Origin of the sequence: Pseudomonas guariconensis (genome assembly GCF_900102675.1) — a bacterium.
Classification (GTDB): Bacteria; Pseudomonadota; Gammaproteobacteria; order Pseudomonadales; family Pseudomonadaceae; genus Aquipseudomonas; species Aquipseudomonas guariconensis.
The window spans coordinates 169,063-184,253 of the sequence record NZ_FMYX01000005.1; the positions used below are offsets into that span (position 1 = coordinate 169,063).

13 protein-coding genes and 1 pseudogene are annotated in these 15,191 nt (G+C 64.0%); 3 read left to right on the forward strand and 11 right to left on the reverse strand.

Annotation, left to right across the window (positions count from 1 at the left end; genetic code table 11):
- Positions 1 to 18: 18 nt before the first annotated feature.
- Positions 19 to 444 (reverse strand): potassium channel family protein, encoded by a 426-nt coding sequence (locus tag BLS27_RS10600; RefSeq protein ID WP_043209039.1) that lies wholly within the window; start codon positions 442 to 444, stop codon positions 19 to 21.
- Positions 445 to 472: 28 nt separating this feature from the next.
- Positions 473 to 2,314 carry an ATP-dependent zinc metalloprotease FtsH gene (ftsH, locus tag BLS27_RS10605; RefSeq protein ID WP_090344612.1) on the reverse strand — a complete coding sequence of 614 codons (1,842 nt, stop codon included), beginning with the start codon at positions 2,312 to 2,314 and terminating at the stop codon, positions 473 to 475.
- A gap of 292 nt (positions 2,315 to 2,606) precedes the next feature.
- On the opposite strand from ftsH, the gene BLS27_RS10610 reads away from it, so the two are divergent.
- Positions 2,607 to 2,858: an Lpp/OprI family alanine-zipper lipoprotein gene (locus BLS27_RS10610; RefSeq protein WP_043209082.1), complete on the forward strand. Its 252-nt coding sequence runs from the start codon at positions 2,607 to 2,609 to the stop codon at positions 2,856 to 2,858.
- Positions 2,859 to 2,863: 5 nt separating this feature from the next.
- Complete coding sequence (locus tag BLS27_RS10615) at positions 2,864 to 5,146, forward strand: heavy metal translocating P-type ATPase (protein WP_090344614.1); 2,283 nt, start codon at positions 2,864 to 2,866, stop codon at positions 5,144 to 5,146.
- Between the two features lie 39 nt (positions 5,147 to 5,185).
- Here BLS27_RS10615 and BLS27_RS23640 read toward each other — a convergent pair.
- Together BLS27_RS23640 and BLS27_RS10620 are read right to left on the reverse strand one after the other, a co-directional pair.
- Positions 5,186 to 5,293: pseudogene (locus BLS27_RS23640) on the reverse strand (ribose-phosphate diphosphokinase); the annotation flags it as partial.
- A 35-nt stretch (positions 5,294 to 5,328) separates the two neighbouring features.
- Positions 5,329 to 6,225, reverse strand: a complete 897-nt coding sequence (locus BLS27_RS10620) for a universal stress protein (RefSeq protein ID WP_070571233.1) — start codon at positions 6,223 to 6,225, stop codon at positions 5,329 to 5,331.
- Between the two features lie 162 nt (positions 6,226 to 6,387).
- On the opposite strand from BLS27_RS10620, the gene BLS27_RS10625 reads away from it, so the two are divergent.
- Entirely contained in the window at positions 6,388 to 7,281 is an 894-nt protein-coding gene (locus tag BLS27_RS10625) for a universal stress protein (protein WP_090344617.1), read from the forward strand.
- Between the two features lie 128 nt (positions 7,282 to 7,409).
- On the opposite strand, the gene arsJ is transcribed toward BLS27_RS10625, so the two are convergent.
- From arsJ to BLS27_RS10660, 7 genes are all read right to left on the reverse strand, one after another.
- Positions 7,410 to 8,642, reverse strand: a complete 1,233-nt coding sequence (arsJ, locus tag BLS27_RS10630) for an organoarsenical effux MFS transporter ArsJ (protein ID WP_090344620.1) — start codon at positions 8,640 to 8,642, stop codon at positions 7,410 to 7,412.
- Positions 8,643 to 8,651: 9 nt separating this feature from the next.
- Positions 8,652 to 9,656, reverse strand: a complete 1,005-nt coding sequence (locus BLS27_RS10635) for an ArsJ-associated glyceraldehyde-3-phosphate dehydrogenase (RefSeq protein ID WP_090344622.1) — start codon at positions 9,654 to 9,656, stop codon at positions 8,652 to 8,654.
- 62 nt (positions 9,657 to 9,718) lie between these two features.
- Positions 9,719 to 10,435 carry an arsenical resistance protein ArsH gene (arsH, locus tag BLS27_RS10640; RefSeq protein ID WP_043209028.1) on the reverse strand — a complete coding sequence of 239 codons (717 nt, stop codon included), beginning with the start codon at positions 10,433 to 10,435 and terminating at the stop codon, positions 9,719 to 9,721.
- A 55-nt stretch (positions 10,436 to 10,490) separates the two neighbouring features.
- Positions 10,491 to 10,847 carry a metalloregulator ArsR/SmtB family transcription factor gene (locus BLS27_RS10645; protein WP_043209026.1) on the reverse strand — a complete coding sequence of 119 codons (357 nt, stop codon included), beginning with the start codon at positions 10,845 to 10,847 and terminating at the stop codon, positions 10,491 to 10,493.
- Positions 10,848 to 11,013: 166 nt separating this feature from the next.
- On the reverse strand, positions 11,014 to 12,351 hold the full coding sequence (locus tag BLS27_RS10650; RefSeq protein WP_090344623.1) for a c-type cytochrome: 1,338 nt from the start codon (positions 12,349 to 12,351) through the stop codon (positions 11,014 to 11,016).
- Between the two features lie 16 nt (positions 12,352 to 12,367).
- A complete protein-coding gene (locus BLS27_RS10655) occupies positions 12,368 to 14,617 on the reverse strand; it encodes a xanthine dehydrogenase family protein molybdopterin-binding subunit (RefSeq protein ID WP_090344624.1) in 2,250 nt (749 codons plus the stop codon).
- Entirely contained in the window at positions 14,617 to 15,072 is a 456-nt protein-coding gene (locus BLS27_RS10660; RefSeq protein WP_090344626.1) for a (2Fe-2S)-binding protein, read from the reverse strand. Before BLS27_RS10660 ends, BLS27_RS10655 begins: the two co-directional genes overlap by 1 nt.
- Positions 15,073 to 15,191: the final 119 nt, after the last annotated feature.

Below are 15,191 nucleotides of genomic sequence, written 5' to 3' on the forward strand. Positions count from 1 at the left end.
TCAGCCGATGACGCATCGCTACTTGGCCTTCCAGTACTTCTGCATCTCCAGGAACAGGAACGATGCCGTCCAGGTGATCAACACCAGGCCTGTCAGCGCTTGCAGGCCTGTGAGGTACTTGAGATTGCCCGTGGGGGCGATGTCGCCGAAGCCGATGGTGGTGTAGGTGGTGAAGGAGAAGTACACGCAGTCCATGAACGTGCCGTCGAAATTGCCACTGAACGAGCCCCAGCCTTCGGCATTGGCCATCAGGTAGTAGGCCAGGGCGAAGCACCACACCTCCAATGCGTGGGCTAGCAGCGCCCCGAACACACCGACCACGATCCGGAAGCGGCTCCATAGCTTCAGCCGTGGCAGCCAGTCGTTCAGGCGCAGAAGGCATTCGTAGTGAATGATCACCACAAGAATCACGACCAGTGTGTTGATCAGCGTGACGGTGAACATGGCAGGCACCCTGGCCGAAATCGGGTGATTATTTTGCAGTGCCGATCAATGGGCATGCCACAGGCTCCTTGAGCTGCGGCTGCAGGGCGGGAAACTCCTCGGGCGTGATGGTTTCTTTGGCCAGCAGCAAGCGCGCGCCTGCGTCCAGATCGGCACGGCGTTGCTCGAGCAATGCCTGGGCTCGCTTGTAGGCCTGCTCGAGCAGCTCACGAATGCCAAGGTCGATTTCCCGCGCCGTTTGCTCGGAGTAATCCTTGTGCTCCTGACGCAACAGGGCGTCTCCAAGGTAACTGGCCTGCTGGCGCTCCAGCACTGCCTGGCCCAATTCAGGGCTCATGCCGAACCGGGTGATCAGCTGTCGGGCAATATCGGTGGCGCGGCCCAGGTCATCGGCGGCCCCGGTGGACACCTGGCCGAATGCCAGGCTTTCGGCCGCACGGCCTGCCATCAGCACCACGATACGGTCTCTGAGCATCTGCCCGCTGATCAGGAAGCGGTCGTCCGTCGGCCTTTGCAGGGTATAGCCCAGCGAGCCCGCGGCCCGTGGGATGATCGACACCTTGTGGACCGGGTCCATCGCCGGCAGGCTGCTGGCGGCCAGGGCATGGCCCATTTCGTGATACGCCACGACCTGGCGCTCGTCTTCACGCAGCACGGTGCTCTTGCGCTCTACCCCAGCGACCAGGCGCTCGACCGCCTCGGTGAAGTCCTCCAGTTCGACCCACTGACTGGCGCGCCGGGTGGCGACGATGGCCGCCTCGTTGACCAGGTTGGCCAGGTCGGCGCCGGTCAGGCCAGGCGTGATATCGGCGATGCGTTCGCAATCCAGGTCGTTCTTGTAGACGATCTTGTGCAGGTGCACTTTCAGGATCGCCAGGCGGCCCTTGCGATCGGGCCGGTCTATCAAGATCTGCCGGTCGAATCGTCCCGCGCGCAGCAGCGCCGGGTCCAACACCTCGGGGCGATTGGTGGCTGCCAGCAGCACGACGCCTTCGCGCGGATCGAAGCCGTCCAGTTCGGCCAGCAGTTGGTTCAGCGTCTGCTCCTTCTCGTCATTGCCACCCAGGTTGCCGATACCGCGCATCTTGCCCAGGGCGTCCAGCTCATCGATGAAAATGATGCACGGTGCCGCGTGTCGAGCCTGGTCGAACAGGTCGCGCACTCGGGCGGCGCCCACGCCCACGAACATTTCCACGAACTCCGATCCGGAGATCGAGAAGAAGGGGACTCCCGCCTCTCCGGCGATTGCCTTGGCCACCAAGGTCTTGCCGGTTCCGGGGGGACCGACCAGCAAGGTGCCTTTGGGGACGTGGGCCCCCAGGCGTGCGTACCAGGCCTGGTTTTTCAGGAACGAGACGATTTCGATCAGTTCATCCTTGACGTCATCGATCCCGGCAACATCGGCGAAGGTGACCTTGATGTCCCGCTGGGCATAGACCCGCGCACGGGACTTGCCGACACTCATCAAGCCCCCCAGCCCCTGCTTTTCCCCAAACCCACGGAAGATGAAGAACCAGGCGCCGAGCATGACCATCAACGGCAGTAACCAGCCCGCCAAGTCCGCGACCGTGTTGTCTTCTGCCAGACCGGTGAAGGCGACCCCGGACTGGCTGAGCTGCGCCGACAGCGCCGGATCGACGCGGACGGTGGAAAACCGTTCGCGCCCATCGATGGGTTCCTGCAGCCTGCCCTGGATACGATTGCGCTTGATTTGCAGATCACTGACTTTTTGCTGTTCGAGCAGTTGCAGGAACTGGCTGTAAGGGAGGGTTGCGACAGCCGAGCGGTCGAACAGACTGAACAGCAGGGCGGTGAGCAGCGCGATCGCGATCGCCAGGTAATACAGTTTCGATGGCTGATCTTTATTCATGGCCGCAGTTCCTCGAGACGATCACTGGACGGGCCTCGTGCCACGCATTCTATGAAGCGCTTCAGGCGATCAGCAGACAATCGTCGACCTTCCTCACGCCGGGCACCGCCCCCTGAAAGCGTGACGACGCCATTGCCTTTAGTCCTTGTTTTTACCCGTCGATGGCCTGGCGCGATTGACAAAGGTCAAGATCGACGTGCTGCCCACGCCGCAGGAGCTTGATAAATGTCAGGCCGCTGCCCGATGCGCTACGGATACTCAAGTCATCTTAGGCACCTGCGAGGGCATGGACATGCGACGCTATCTGCTTATCGGGTTGTCGATCGTGCTGGTATCCGTTTCAGGCTGCAGTCCTTGGCGCGCCGAGGAAATCGATGCGCGCCTGGAGTCGGCGGAGAACAACGCCGCCACCGCAAGGCTGCGCGCTGACGAGGTCTGCTACCGGATCGATCTGGTCGAGCAGACTGCCAACCAGGCGCTGCGCATCGCGACCCAGACCCAGCAAGAGGTCCAACGGTTGCAGCGGCAGGCCAAACAGAAGTAACCGCCATGTCACGTCGTTGGCTGGACCCGGGCCTGTTGCTCGTGAGTGCAGTGGCCTTGCTGTTTGGCGGGGTCGCCTATGCCGCGCAGCAGCCTGCCTGGGCGGCGCTGATCTGGGCGGGAGGCAGCAGTGTGATGGCCCTGGTGCTGGCCGTGGAGATCGCCAGGCGCCTGGCCAGGCGCGAAGCTGGCATCGATCTCATCGCCCTGGTGTCGATCCTGGCGGCGCTGTGGCTGGAGCAGATGCTGGTCGGTGCGGTGGTCGCGCTGATGCTGGCGACCGGGCGTGCATTGGAGGCGCTCAGCCTGCAACACGCCGAGCGCGAACTGCGGGCCTTGATCGAGCGGGCTCCCCAGCGTGCCTGGATTCAAGAAAACGACGGGCTGCGTGAAGTACCCGTGGACGAAGTTCAGCCCGGTCAAATCGTATGGGTGCGCCTGGGCGAGGTGGTGCCGGTCGATGGTCGTCTGCTGAGCGATCAGGTGATACTGGATGAGGCTGCGCTCACGGGCGAGTCCTTGCCGGTCACACGCTATTGCGGTGAGCTTCTGGCCAGTGGCGTGACCAACACCGGCGCGCCAGTGCTGTTACTGGCCACGCGCACGGCAGCGCAGAGCACCTATGCTGGCATCGTACGTCTGGCCGAAACGGCGCGTCGATCTCGCGCGCCTTTCGTTCGCTTGGCCGATCGTTACGCCTTGGGCTTCATTGCGCTGACGTTGCTGGTCGCGGGGGCCGCCTGGTGGCTCAGTGGCGATGTGTATCGCGTGCTCGCAGTGTTGGTGGTCGCCACCCCCTGTCCGCTCATATTGGCCGTGCCCATCGCCATCATCTCCGGTATTTCCAGGGCCGCGCGACGCAACATCCTCGTGCGGGATGGCCAGGTTCTGGAAGCGCTTGCCGGGATCCGGCAGGTCTTTCTGGACAAGACCGGTACCTTGACCGGTGGTCATGCCCAGATGCAATCGATCGAGCTCCAGGGTGAAGGGCTGCCGCTGCAGCTTCTGCAGTGGGCCGCCTCGCTGGCACAGGCCTCTTCGCACCCGATCGCCCAGGCCATTGTCCAGGCCGCTCGCGTGCGCGGTTTGTCGCTGACACCTCCTCAGGATGTGCAGGAGACTCCCGGGCAGGGGCTTGCCGGCACCGTGCAGGGGCATGCCGTGCGCTTGGGAGCGGTGGGCTATGTGCAAGGCGAAGCGCAAAGCGATGCCTGGGCGCAGGCGCGCTTGCAGCAGCTGGATTACCTGGCCAGCAGTGGCAGTTTTGTCGCGATCGACGGTCAACTCAAAGGGATGATCAGGCTGGCCGACAACCTGCGCCTGGAAGCACCCCAGAGCCTGCGCTTGCTCCGTAACCGAGGTATCGAAAAGATCGTCATGCTGACGGGGGATAGTCTGGAAACGGCACAGGCAATCGCACTGACTGCGGGCATCGACGAACTGCATTCTGGCCTGACGCCCGAGGACAAGGTGCGTCTGGTGCAGGAAGGCTGCCGCCGCGAGCCAACGCTGATGGTCGGCGATGGCATCAATGATGCTCCAGCCCTGGCCGCTGCCGATGTCGGCGTGGCCATGGGGGCGTCTGGCGTCACCGCTTCGGCACAGGCGGCGGGTGTGGTGCTGCTGGTGGACCGATTCGACCGGCTGGTCGAAGCACTGGATATTGCCCGGCATGCCGTGCACATCGCGCGGCAAGGCGTGTGGGCCGGGATGAGCCTGTCGTTGCTGGCCATGCTCATCGCCGCGGCAGGCTATCTGCCGGCCTTGCTCGGCGCCATCCTGCAGGAAGGGATCGATCTGCTGATCATCGGCAATGCCCTGCGCGCATTGGGACCCTGGCCCGGTAGGCGGCGCGCCGGCATCGACGTCGCCGCGATCGATCGGCTCCAGGATGAGCACCGGCAACTGGAGGGGGTGCTAACGGACCTGAGCCAGATGGCTCGCGACTTTTCCAGTCGTCCTTTCGACAAGGCACAGGCCGACTTGAGCAACTTGGTCGCTGCTCTGCACAACCTGCTGGAGCGTCACGAACGCGATGACGAACGCCGGCTCTACCCGCTGCTTAGCCGCTTCATGCCAGGTGATGATCCACTGTCGACCATGAGCCATACCCATCGCGAAATCTTTCGCCTGATTCATCTGCTGTCGCGTATGAGCGAAGATTTCAGCCAGGCAACGCGAGCTCCAAGTGCTGAAGAGATACAGCAACAGCTTGTTCGTCTGGACACCCTGGCCAAGCTTCACTTCGACCAGGAGGACGCGCTGTATCGCTCCTTGGATCGACGCTGAGCTTGGGTGTGAGCGGTTGCTGTATCAGGTGTCCTGCAATTGCTCGGCACGCAGCAGTGTCTGACCGGTGCTGATCAGGTCGTCGAAAACGATGACGGTTCTGCCGGCCACGTCACCTATCAGATGCTCGCCCCTCAGCCCTGCCTTGGCCAGCATCAAGCCTAAACGGTGCGCCACCGCATTCAACCGTGAATGGCCAGAATGCTGGACTGGACCTTGTACAGGGCCTGCTCGGTGGTGCTGCCGACAACCTTGGTGCGCCCTTCATGGTAGAGCGTTCCCATCACCACCACGTCGAAACCCTGTTGATTGGCGAACTCGCTGACGACTTTGCTGGCGGGTCCGCGCACCAGATGCAGGTGATCCTGCCGAATGCTTTGGTCGGCACCCAGCTTTGCCAGACGCTCGCGTGCGCGGCCGGTCATTTCCTCGACCAGCGCCTCGGTCCAGGCCACAGGGGCGGCTGCATAGGCAACGAAGCTGGGGCTGGGTTCGTATGCCTGAAGCAGGTGCAGTTGCGCTTTACAGCGCTGCGCAAGGGTGTGTGCCGCTTGCAAGATGCGATCGTTGAGTTTCTGGATCGTTGGGCCGTTCTCGGCCAGTTCCACAGCGGCAATGACACGTGTTGGCAGCGTGGGCTCGGCATGGGCCACCAGGTGTAGAGGGATCGGGCAACGACGCAGCAACTGCCAATCTAGTGGCGTGAGCAGGGCGCGGCTCAGGGCGGTTTCGTGCTTGATGTCCTTGATCACCATTTCCACACGATGCAGTTGGGCCAGGTGAATCAAGTCCTTCAGCGGATCGTCTTCGTCCACGGTTTCGGCGTAGGCGGTGATGCCGAGCGCCCCCAGCGCCGCGACCTGTTCAGCCAGCCAGGCCTTGCGATGCTCGGCGTCCTGCTTGCGGGCATTGCTGCGCAGTACCTGGTCCAGCGTCGCCAAGCGGCTTGGCAGTTGGCTCAACACCACAAGGTGCAGAGTAGCCCCCGTGCCACTGGCCAGCGCTTGCGCGCGGGCCATGGCGGGCGAGGGGTGCAGGTCTGGATGGCAGATCAACAGGAGTCGCGAATAGGTAGTCATGATGGCCTCCTCGGCGATGGCAGCCTTGAGCAAGGCGCATCGGTACAGGCCAAGGGTGACGTATCGGGCCTTTCAAGCCTTGATTTTTATCAAGCTTGCGCCAGCACCTGCTCTGATAATGACGGGGCTGCGAGTGTCGACCCTCGTCTCGGGAGGTGGCCTATGAGCCCGTACCGCCGGATTCTCTTGATCATGACCCAGCCCGAGTCATGTCCGGCCGCCTTGCTTCGGGCGCTGGCGTTGGCGGATGCTTCGGGCGCGGCGTTGCATGTACTGGCTGTCTATGAGCCCACGGAGCTGCGATTGCACCACGAACTGCAGCAACCCCCGGCATCGACAGCATCGTTCGTGCATTTCAATGCCGAGCTCAATGCGTTGCTCGACGAGCAGTGCGCCCACCGGCCCCGTCCATCGTTCGAGGCCGTGCAGACCCTCAACCCGCGTGATTTCCTCCCCGCCTATATTGCGAAGTTCGCACCTGACCTGGTGATCAAGGATTGCCCCGCCAGCTCGATGTTTGGGCAGATCGCGCAGGCCTCGCTCGACTATGCGTTGTTGCATGCCTGCCAAGGGCTGTTCCAGTTCGTGCCGGTCAATGCGCCGGCCATGCCGGCCCAGGTGTTGATTGCAGTGGATGTGGCCAGTCCCGAGCCTGCTCAGCACGTGCTCAACCACCGGTTGATAGAGGCCGGTCAGCAACTGGCGCTCCAGTGCAATGGGCACGCGCACCTGTTGTCGGCCTACGACCTGCCCATGGCCATGCTGGCCAATGCAGAGCTCGCCGAGCCATGGGCACAGGAGGTGCGAGCGTCACTGCGGGTACCGTTCGATACCTTGGCCGATGCGCACGGTATTGCCTATTCGCATCGGTACTTCGTCGAGGGGGCGCCACTTCGCATCATCAAGGCGCATATCAGCTCGCTGATGATCGATGTGGTCGTGGTGGGCGTGGTGCAGCCCAAGCGTTGGGCCAAACTGATTGGGGACACCACCGAAAGACTCATCGGCAGTGCCCCCTGCAGCATTCTGGCGGTCAAGCCGACACCTGCGGTCTGACACGGTGCTATGTGCACGGCCATGGCGCACCAGCTCAATACAAAGGTCGACTTCATAGGGAGGAACGTGGCACTCGATGATGTCCTGTGCGGTCACCCTGGTGGCCGGTCGCACGGCCGCCCGGGGGGCTAATGCGCACCGACAACCCCCTTGGCATGCCTTGGCAACGCGACCGAAATCAAGGCCGCCAGCAGCACGAAGGCGCAGGAGATCCACAGGCACGCCTGTAGGCCATACGCCTGGAACACCCACCCCGAAAGCAGTGTGCCGATCAGCCGCCCCAGGGCGTTGGACATGTAGTAGAAGCCCACATCCAGCGATACGCCGTCTTCCTTGGCATAGCTGACGATCAGATAGCTGTGCAGCGACGAATTCACCGCAAACAGCACGCCGAACAGCATCAGCCCGCCGAGCAGCACGACCTGGGCTGGCGCCCCGGCAGTCAGGCCCAAGGCGATCAGCGCGGGCACGCCAGCGAGGGCGGTGGCCCAGGCCAAGGCCGCCCGGCCGTCGGGGACATGACCGCGCGCCTTGCCGGTGAGGCGAGGGGCAAGCGATTGGACGATGCCATAGCCGATGATCCAGCTGGCCAGGAAGCCGCCGACCTGCCAGAAATCCCAGCCAAAGGCGGTGCTCAGGTACACCGGCAGTGCCACGACGAACCACACATCGCGGGCGCCGAAGAGAAACAGTCGTGCGCCCGAGAGCAGGTTGATCGCCAGGCTCTTGGACAACAGGTCGCGGAATTTCGGTTTGGCCTTGGCCTTGCCCAGATCCTTTTTCAGCAGGATCAGGCTGGCGAGCCAGATCAAGGCCAGTACTATCGCCATGGCCAGCACAGCCTGGGTGAAGCCGAGCAGGGCAAGCAGTGCGCCGCCAAGGAAGAACCCCACGCCCTTGAGCGCGTTTTTCGAGCCCGTGAGTAGGGCAACCCATTGGTAGAGAGTGCCTTGCTGGCTGCCCGGAACCAGCAGCTTGATAGTGCTTTTGGCACTCATCTTGTTGAGGTCCTTGGCGATGCCGGACAGCGCCTGGGTGGCCATCACCCAAGGCACCGTCAGCCAGGCGGCCGGCACCGTGAGCATCAGCAAGGCCAGCACCTGCAGGCCCAGGCCGATGTTCATGGTGCGGTTGAGCCCCAGACGGGCGCCCAGGTAGCCGCCCACCAGGTTGGTGATCACCCCGAACACTTCGTAGAACAGGAACAGCGCCGCGATCTGCAGCGGCGTGTAGCCCAGTGCATGGAAGTGCAGCACCACCAGCATGCGCAAGGCGCCGTCGGTGAGGGTGAAAGCCCAGTAATTGCCGGTCACCAGCAGGTACTGACGGACTTGCGAAGACAGGGCAGACAACGCCTTCATGATCGCTGCTTACTCCGCCGTGCCGACCAGCCGGGCCAGCTCCGCTGCGCGGTTGGCATAGCCCCATTCGTTGTCGTACCAGGCGTAGACCTTCACCTGGGTGCCGTTGACCACCAGCGTCGACAAGGCATCGATGATCGAGGAGCGTGGATCGGTGCGGTAGTCGATGGACACCAGGGGGCGTTCTTCATAACCCAGGATGTCCTTGAGCGGGCCTTCGGCGGCTGCCTTGAGCAGCGCGTTGACTTCTTCGGCCGTGGTCGCACGCTCCACTTCGAACACGCAGTCGGTCAGCGAGGCGTTGGCCAGCGGGATGCGCACGGCATGGCCGTTCAGCTTGCCGCGCAGTTCGGGGAAAATCTCGGCGATCGCAGTGGCCGAGCCAGTGGTGGTGGGAATCAGGCTCATGCCCGAGGCGCGGGCACGACGCAGGTCCTTGTGCGGCGTGTCGAGAATGCTCTGGGTGTTGGTCAAGTCGTGGATGGTGGTGATCGAGCCGTGGCGGATGCCCAGGTGCTGGTGAATCACCTTGACCACCGGCGCCAGGCAGTTGGTGGTGCAGGAGGCGGCGGTGACGATGCGGTGCTGCGCCGGATCGAACAAGTGCTGGTTGACGCCCATCACCACGTTCAACGCGCCGCTTTCCTTCACCGGGGCACAGACCACCACGCGTTTGACGCCTTGGTCGAGGTAGGCCTGGAGCACGGCCACCGATTTCATCTTGCCGCTGGCCTCGATCACCAGGTCGCAGCCCGACCAATCGGTGTCGGAGATCGTCTTGTTGGCGGTGACTTTGATGCGCTTGCCCTCGATCACCACCGAGTCGCCTTCGGCATTGGCTTGACGGTGCCAGCGTCCGTGGACCGAGTCGAAGTTGATCAGGTGGGCGTGGGTTTCAGCGTCGCCGGCCGGGTCATTGATCTGCACGAACTCGAATTCTGGCCACTCCCAGGACGCACGCAGCGCCAGACGACCAATACGTCCAAAACCATTGATGCCTACTTTGATTGTCATGTTCTTGTGCTCGTAGTGCGGTAAACCCACCTCCGACGGAAGTGAGGAAGGTCATGAGGGGGTCAGATAGAACGTTGATTGACGCGCTTGGACAGTTCCTCGGCCGACTCCTTGCGCTCGGAGTAGCGGTCGACCAGGTAATCGGCGCGGTCGCGCAACAGCAGGGTGAATTTCACCAGTTCCTCCATGACATCGACGACGCGGTCGTAGTACGCAGACGGCTTCATGCGCCCGGCTTCGTCGAACTCCAGGTAGGCCTTGGGCACTGACGACTGGTTAGGGATGGTGAACATGCGCATCCAGCGGCCGAGCACACGCAACTGGTTCACCACGTTGAACGACTGCGATCCACCGCAGACCTGCATCAGTGCAAGGGTCTTGCCCTGGGTCGGACGTACCGCGCCCATGCTCAAAGGAATCCAGTCGATCTGCGACTTGAACACGCCGGTCATTGCGCCGTGGCGCTCAGGCGAGCACCAGACCATGCCTTCGGACCAGAGCACCAGTTCGCGCAGTTCCTTGACCTTGGGATGATCGTCCGGGGCGTCATCGGCCAGCGGCAGGCCTGAGGGGTTGAAGATGCGCGTCTGGGCACCGAAGTGTTCCAGCAGGCGGGCCGCTTCTTCGGTCAACAGCCGGCTGAAGGAGCGCTCGCGGGTCGATCCGTAGAGCAGCAGGATCCGTGGTTTGTGCGTGGAGGTCTGCACGCGCGCCAGTTTGTCCACGGTCGGCAGGTCAACGAGTGCGTTGTCCAGGTTGGGAATAGGGTGTTCGTTCATGATTTCACTCTTGGCAGAGGGACGGCGTTCTTTGCTCGCACGCCAATGGTGGCAATCAGCAGCAGGAGGCGAGGCGCTGGGGCCGCTCGCCCATGACATCCAGGCGTCGAGTGCTGGTGCTGAGCCATTCGCGGTTGGCCTCCAGCGTGGTTGCCAGCACTTCGCGTACCCAGGCGGGCAATGCGGGATGTAACCGGTAATACACCCATTGGCCTTGGCGGCGGTCTTCCAGCAGGCCACAGGTGCGAAGTTGCGCCAGGTGGCGGGAGACCTTGGGTTGGCTTTCATCCAGGGCGCAGATCAGTTCGCACACGCAGAGTTCTTCCTCGCGGGCAATCAGCAGCATCATGCGCACACGGTTCTCGTCGGCGAGGCACTTGAAAACCTGGGTGGGCGACAAAGGGTCAATCATGGCGGTTCTCATGGGCTGACGAGCACGAGTTTCGAGGGATATATGATTTTGTGAATATACGCCTTATCGAATATATCTCAAGCCCCCGCTGATCAGAGGCAGAGCTCAGCGGGGCGGTCAGGCGCCAAGGGCCTGCCCACCTCGTCCGGCATTGGCCGGCGACCGCTCAGCGCATGTGAAGGATGATCGGGCTGCTGCTGGCCGGGTCGGTGTGTTCGCGCAGCTTGGCGACCGCCTGGGCCTGCACTGCACCGCCCCGATTACCCCAGGCGCTGCGCATGAAAGTCAGGACATCGGCAATCTGCCGGTCCGACAGCTGCTCGCGAAACGCCGGCATGCGGTAAGCGTCCGGTTGGCCTTGGGCGACGACCCGTTGCGAGCCGTTGAGGGTGATGTTGATGGCCGAGGCGTCTTCCTCCGCCAGCGCCGAGGTGGCCCCGGCCAGGGGCGGCATCCATTCGGGCTGGCCCTTGCCATCGAGGCCGTGGCAGGAGGCGCAGTGGGTCAGGTAGGTCTGGGCGCCTGGGGTGTCCAAGTGCGTGGCAGGCAAGGTCTGGTATTGCCAGGGCGCACCGTCGCGCTCACGGTCGCCCGGCAATGACTTGAGATAGCGCGCGATCGCCGTCAGGTCCTCGTCGTTCATGAACTGGGTGGAGTTGTTGAAGGCTTCGGTCATCGAGCCGAATACCACGGCATGCTGGTTTCGCCCGGTCTTGAGGAAGTGCACGATGTCCGCCTCGCTCCAGCGCCCAAGGCCGGTGTTGTGGTCGCCGCGCAGGCTCGGGGCATACCAGCCATCGAGCAGGGCACCGGCCAGGAACGGCGCACCTCGCTCATCCAGGGCCTTCTCGTTGAAGGCCAGGCCCCGAGGGGTATGGCAACTGCCGCAATGACCGGGGCCCTGGACGATATAGGCGCCGCGGTTCCACAGTGCATCCTGTGCGGGTTTGACCGCATAGGGTGTGGTGGGCGAGAACAGGCCGTTCCACAGGGCGATGGGCCAGCGCAGGTTGAGCGGCCAGGGAATGTCGCTCTGGATGTTGGCCTGGTTGACGGGCGGTACGCCGTGCATGAAGAAGGCATACAGCGCCCTGACGTCATCGTCGCTGAGCTTGGCGTAAGAGGGGTAGGGCATGGCCGGGTACAGCCGTCGGCCTCCTGGCGCGACGCCCTGGCGCACGGCGCGGTCGAAGTCAGCCAGGCTGTAGGTGCCAATGCCGGTCTGCCGGTCGGGGGTGATGTTGGTGGCATGGATCGAGCCCAGCGGCGTGGCCATTTCCAGACCGCCAGCGAATGGCTTGCCCGCCGGCAGGCTGTGGCAGGCGACACAGTCGCTCAGGCGAGCGACGTACTCGCCACGACTGACCAGCGCAGCGTCCGGTGGCGCCTCGCCGGCCAGGGGCGAGGCTGGCTCACGGGTGACATACCAGGCCAACAGGCCTGCCGCAGCCAGGCACGGCAGGGCCAGCCAACGGGCGGCGGTTGCGAGTCGACGGTTGTGCATGGGTGGCCCCTGGGCGTCAGCTGAAGGTATAGCGACTGAGCGGCATGCTGCGAATGCGCTGACCGGTCAGCCGTGCCACCGCGTTGGCCACGGCAGGCGCCACCGCTGGTAGCGGGGGCTCGCCGATCCCGCCCATCTTCGCGCCGCTCTCGATGATGCGCACATGCACCCTCGCCATGCGCGAAGGCGGCAGCACCGGATACAGGTCGTAGTTGCGCGCCCGCGGCATGCCGTTTTGCCATACCGCTTCCTCCAGCAGCACCTGGGACAGCCCCAGGGCCACCGCGCCGTTGACCTGGGCTTCGATGATCGCCGGGTTGACGATGCTGCCCGGGTCGATCGCCTGCCAAATGTCGTGCACCTTGACCTGGCCGTTCTCGATCGACACCTCGGCGATCACCGCCGCCTCGGAGCCGAATGGCGAGGCCATGGCCACGCCACGGGCGCGCGTGCTGCCATCCTCGGCCGTGAACGGACCGCGCTTCCAACCGCCGGACAATTCGCCGACCGCCTGCAGTAATGTGGTCAAGCGCGCGTTGCCCTGCAGCAGTTGCAGACGCAACGCGTAGGGGTCCTGGCCGCCCTTGTCGGCCAGTTCGTCGAGAAAGGCTTCGTAGAAGAAGTCGTTGAGCGAATTACCCACCGAACGCCAGTAGCCGAGCATGGCCGGCCCTTTGACGTAGATCTGGGCGATGCGCGTGTTGGCGATGGCGTAGGCCTTGCCCGACAGCCCCTCGAGCGCTGTAGGGTCCAGTCGCTCGCCCTGTTTGCCGGCGATGGCTTCGGTAGGACCCTCGGTGGCGCTCACCGCTTCAAGCGCCACCGGCAGCCCTTTGTCATCGAGCCCGGCGCGGAACTTGACCACGGCGACGGGGCGCAGCACATCGCGCAGGAATTCTTCCTCGCGGCTCCAGATCACCTTGACTGGGCGGCCGACCGCCTTGGCCAGCGCGATGGCTTGTGGGTAGGGGTTGGCCGAGTCATAGAGAAAATGCCGACCGAAAAAGCCGCCGAGCAGAGGCGAGTGCAGGGTGATCCGCGCAGGGTCGAGCCCGGTGCGTTTGGCGATGTCGTCGCGGAACATGTCTGGCGCCTGGTTGGGCAGCCACACCTCCAGCGAACCGTCCGGGTTGAAGCGCGCGGTCGCCGAGGGCGGCTCCAGCTGGGCATGGTTGAGGTACTGATTGTGGTAGGTGGCCTCGACGGTGGTCTTGGCGCTGGCCAGGGCCGCAGCTACATCACCATGTTTTTCGTCATCGCGGCCTGGACCTGGTTGGGCTGCCAGGTGCTCGCGCCAGGCATCGCTGGAAAAATCCTTGGGCATGGGCCGTACCGTCGCGTCGGGCCCCGGCTCCTGCCAGTCGACCTGAAGCGCCTCGGCTGCACGCTTGGCGTACCACCAACGCTCGGCGACCACTGCGACCGCACCGGGCAGTAGGTGCACGGAATGTACGCCTTTCATGGCCTTGACCTGGGCTTCGTTGCGGATGCCGCCAGGGGTCATGCCCAGACGTGGCGCATGCTGCACGGCGGCCTGGAGCATGCCGTCGAGGTGGATGTCGATGCTGTACTGGGCCTTGCCGGTGGACTTGTCGTAGGCATCGACGCGCTTGACCGGCTTGCCGATCCAGCGGAACTGGCTGGGGTCGCGCAGCGGGACACTGGCCGGGTCCGGCACGGGCAGGTCCATGGCGCGTCCGGCCAGCTCGCCATAGGTGATGCTGCGCCCAGAGGCGCCATGGACGACCTTGCCAGGCTCGGTGGAGAGTTCGCCCACCGGCACGTCGAAGTGCTCGGCGCCGGCCTGCAGCAGCATGGCGCGGGCCATGGCGCCGAGACGGCGCATGGTCGGGTAGCTCATGCGCACCGACATGCTGCCGCCGGTGATGCGCATGCCGTTTTCCATCACCACGTAGGCTTCGCCAGGTGGGGCGCTGTCGACCACGAACGTGGCCGGGTCGGCATCCAGTTCCTCGCCGACGATCTGCGCCATGGCGGTGTAGGTGCCTTGGCCGCCTTCCATGAACGGGCTGAGCAGGCGCACGGTGTTGTCCGGGCGAATCTCCAGGAAGGCCGGTACCTGGGTGCCGCGTTCAGTGCCGGTGGCTGTGGCCGCCTGCACCCTGGGTGAACCCAGGGGCAGGCCGAAGCCCAGCACCAGTGCACCGACGGCGGTACCGGCGAGAAAACGCCGGCGCGACAGGTTGACGGTTGCACCGAGCGTCAGGCTCAGCAGGTCTTCGGGGAGCTCCAGGGGCGTTTTCATCAGGCTTTACCCCCTTGGGCCAGGTCGTGCATGGCGGCGTGGATGGCGTTGTAGGTGCCGCAGCGGCACAGGTTGACCATCGCCGCGTTGATCTGCTCGTCGCTGGGCGTGGGCGTGTGCTTGAGCAGCGCGGTGGCCGCCATCACCTGGCCGGACTGGCAATAGCCGCACTGGGCCACCTGGTGCTCGACCCACGCCGCCACCACGCGCTTGCCGACCTCATCGGCCTCGATCGCCTCGATGGTGGTCACCTCCCGCCCGACCACACCGGCCACCGGCGTGACGCAGGCGCGCACCACGTTGCCGTCGACCAGCACCGAACAGGCGCCGCACTGGGCCAGGCCGCAGCCGTATTTGGTGCCGGTCAGCCCCAGGTCGTCGCGAATCACCCACAGCAGCGGCGTGTCGGCTTCGGCATCGACCTGGTAGGTCTTTTGGTTGATTTTCAGCTCCATGGCTCACCTGTAATCAGTCGGTTGATGTGTCGATTCTCGTCGGCAGGAGGGCAGGGCACCCAATCAGGAAACGCTAGCACAGGCGCAGCTCGAGGGCGGCAGCATTAGACCGATGCTGG

Bases quoted from the DNA above. Each gene is read 5' to 3' on its own strand.
- BLS27_RS10600 (WP_043209039.1), bottom strand. From the start codon at position 444: ATGTTCACCGTCACGCTGATCAACACACTGGTCGTGATTCTTGTGGTG.
- ftsH (WP_090344612.1), bottom strand. From the start codon at position 2,314: ATGAATAAAGATCAGCCATCGAAACTGTATTACCTGGCGATCGCGATC.
- BLS27_RS10610 (WP_043209082.1), top strand. From the start codon at position 2,607: ATGCGACGCTATCTGCTTATCGGGTTGTCGATCGTGCTGGTATCCGTT.
- BLS27_RS10615 (WP_090344614.1), top strand. From the start codon at position 2,864: ATGTCACGTCGTTGGCTGGACCCGGGCCTGTTGCTCGTGAGTGCAGTG.
- BLS27_RS10620 (WP_070571233.1), bottom strand. From the start codon at position 6,225: ATGACTACCTATTCGCGACTCCTGTTGATCTGCCATCCAGACCTGCAC.
- BLS27_RS10625 (WP_090344617.1), top strand. From the start codon at position 6,388: ATGAGCCCGTACCGCCGGATTCTCTTGATCATGACCCAGCCCGAGTCA.
- arsJ (WP_090344620.1), bottom strand. From the start codon at position 8,642: ATGAAGGCGTTGTCTGCCCTGTCTTCGCAAGTCCGTCAGTACCTGCTG.
- BLS27_RS10635 (WP_090344622.1), bottom strand. From the start codon at position 9,656: ATGACAATCAAAGTAGGCATCAATGGTTTTGGACGTATTGGTCGTCTG.
- arsH (WP_043209028.1), bottom strand. From the start codon at position 10,435: ATGAACGAACACCCTATTCCCAACCTGGACAACGCACTCGTTGACCTG.
- BLS27_RS10645 (WP_043209026.1), bottom strand. From the start codon at position 10,847: ATGATTGACCCTTTGTCGCCCACCCAGGTTTTCAAGTGCCTCGCCGAC.
- BLS27_RS10650 (WP_090344623.1), bottom strand. From the start codon at position 12,351: ATGCACAACCGTCGACTCGCAACCGCCGCCCGTTGGCTGGCCCTGCCG.
- BLS27_RS10655 (WP_090344624.1), bottom strand. From the start codon at position 14,617: ATGAAAACGCCCCTGGAGCTCCCCGAAGACCTGCTGAGCCTGACGCTC.
- BLS27_RS10660 (WP_090344626.1), bottom strand. From the start codon at position 15,072: ATGGAGCTGAAAATCAACCAAAAGACCTACCAGGTCGATGCCGAAGCC.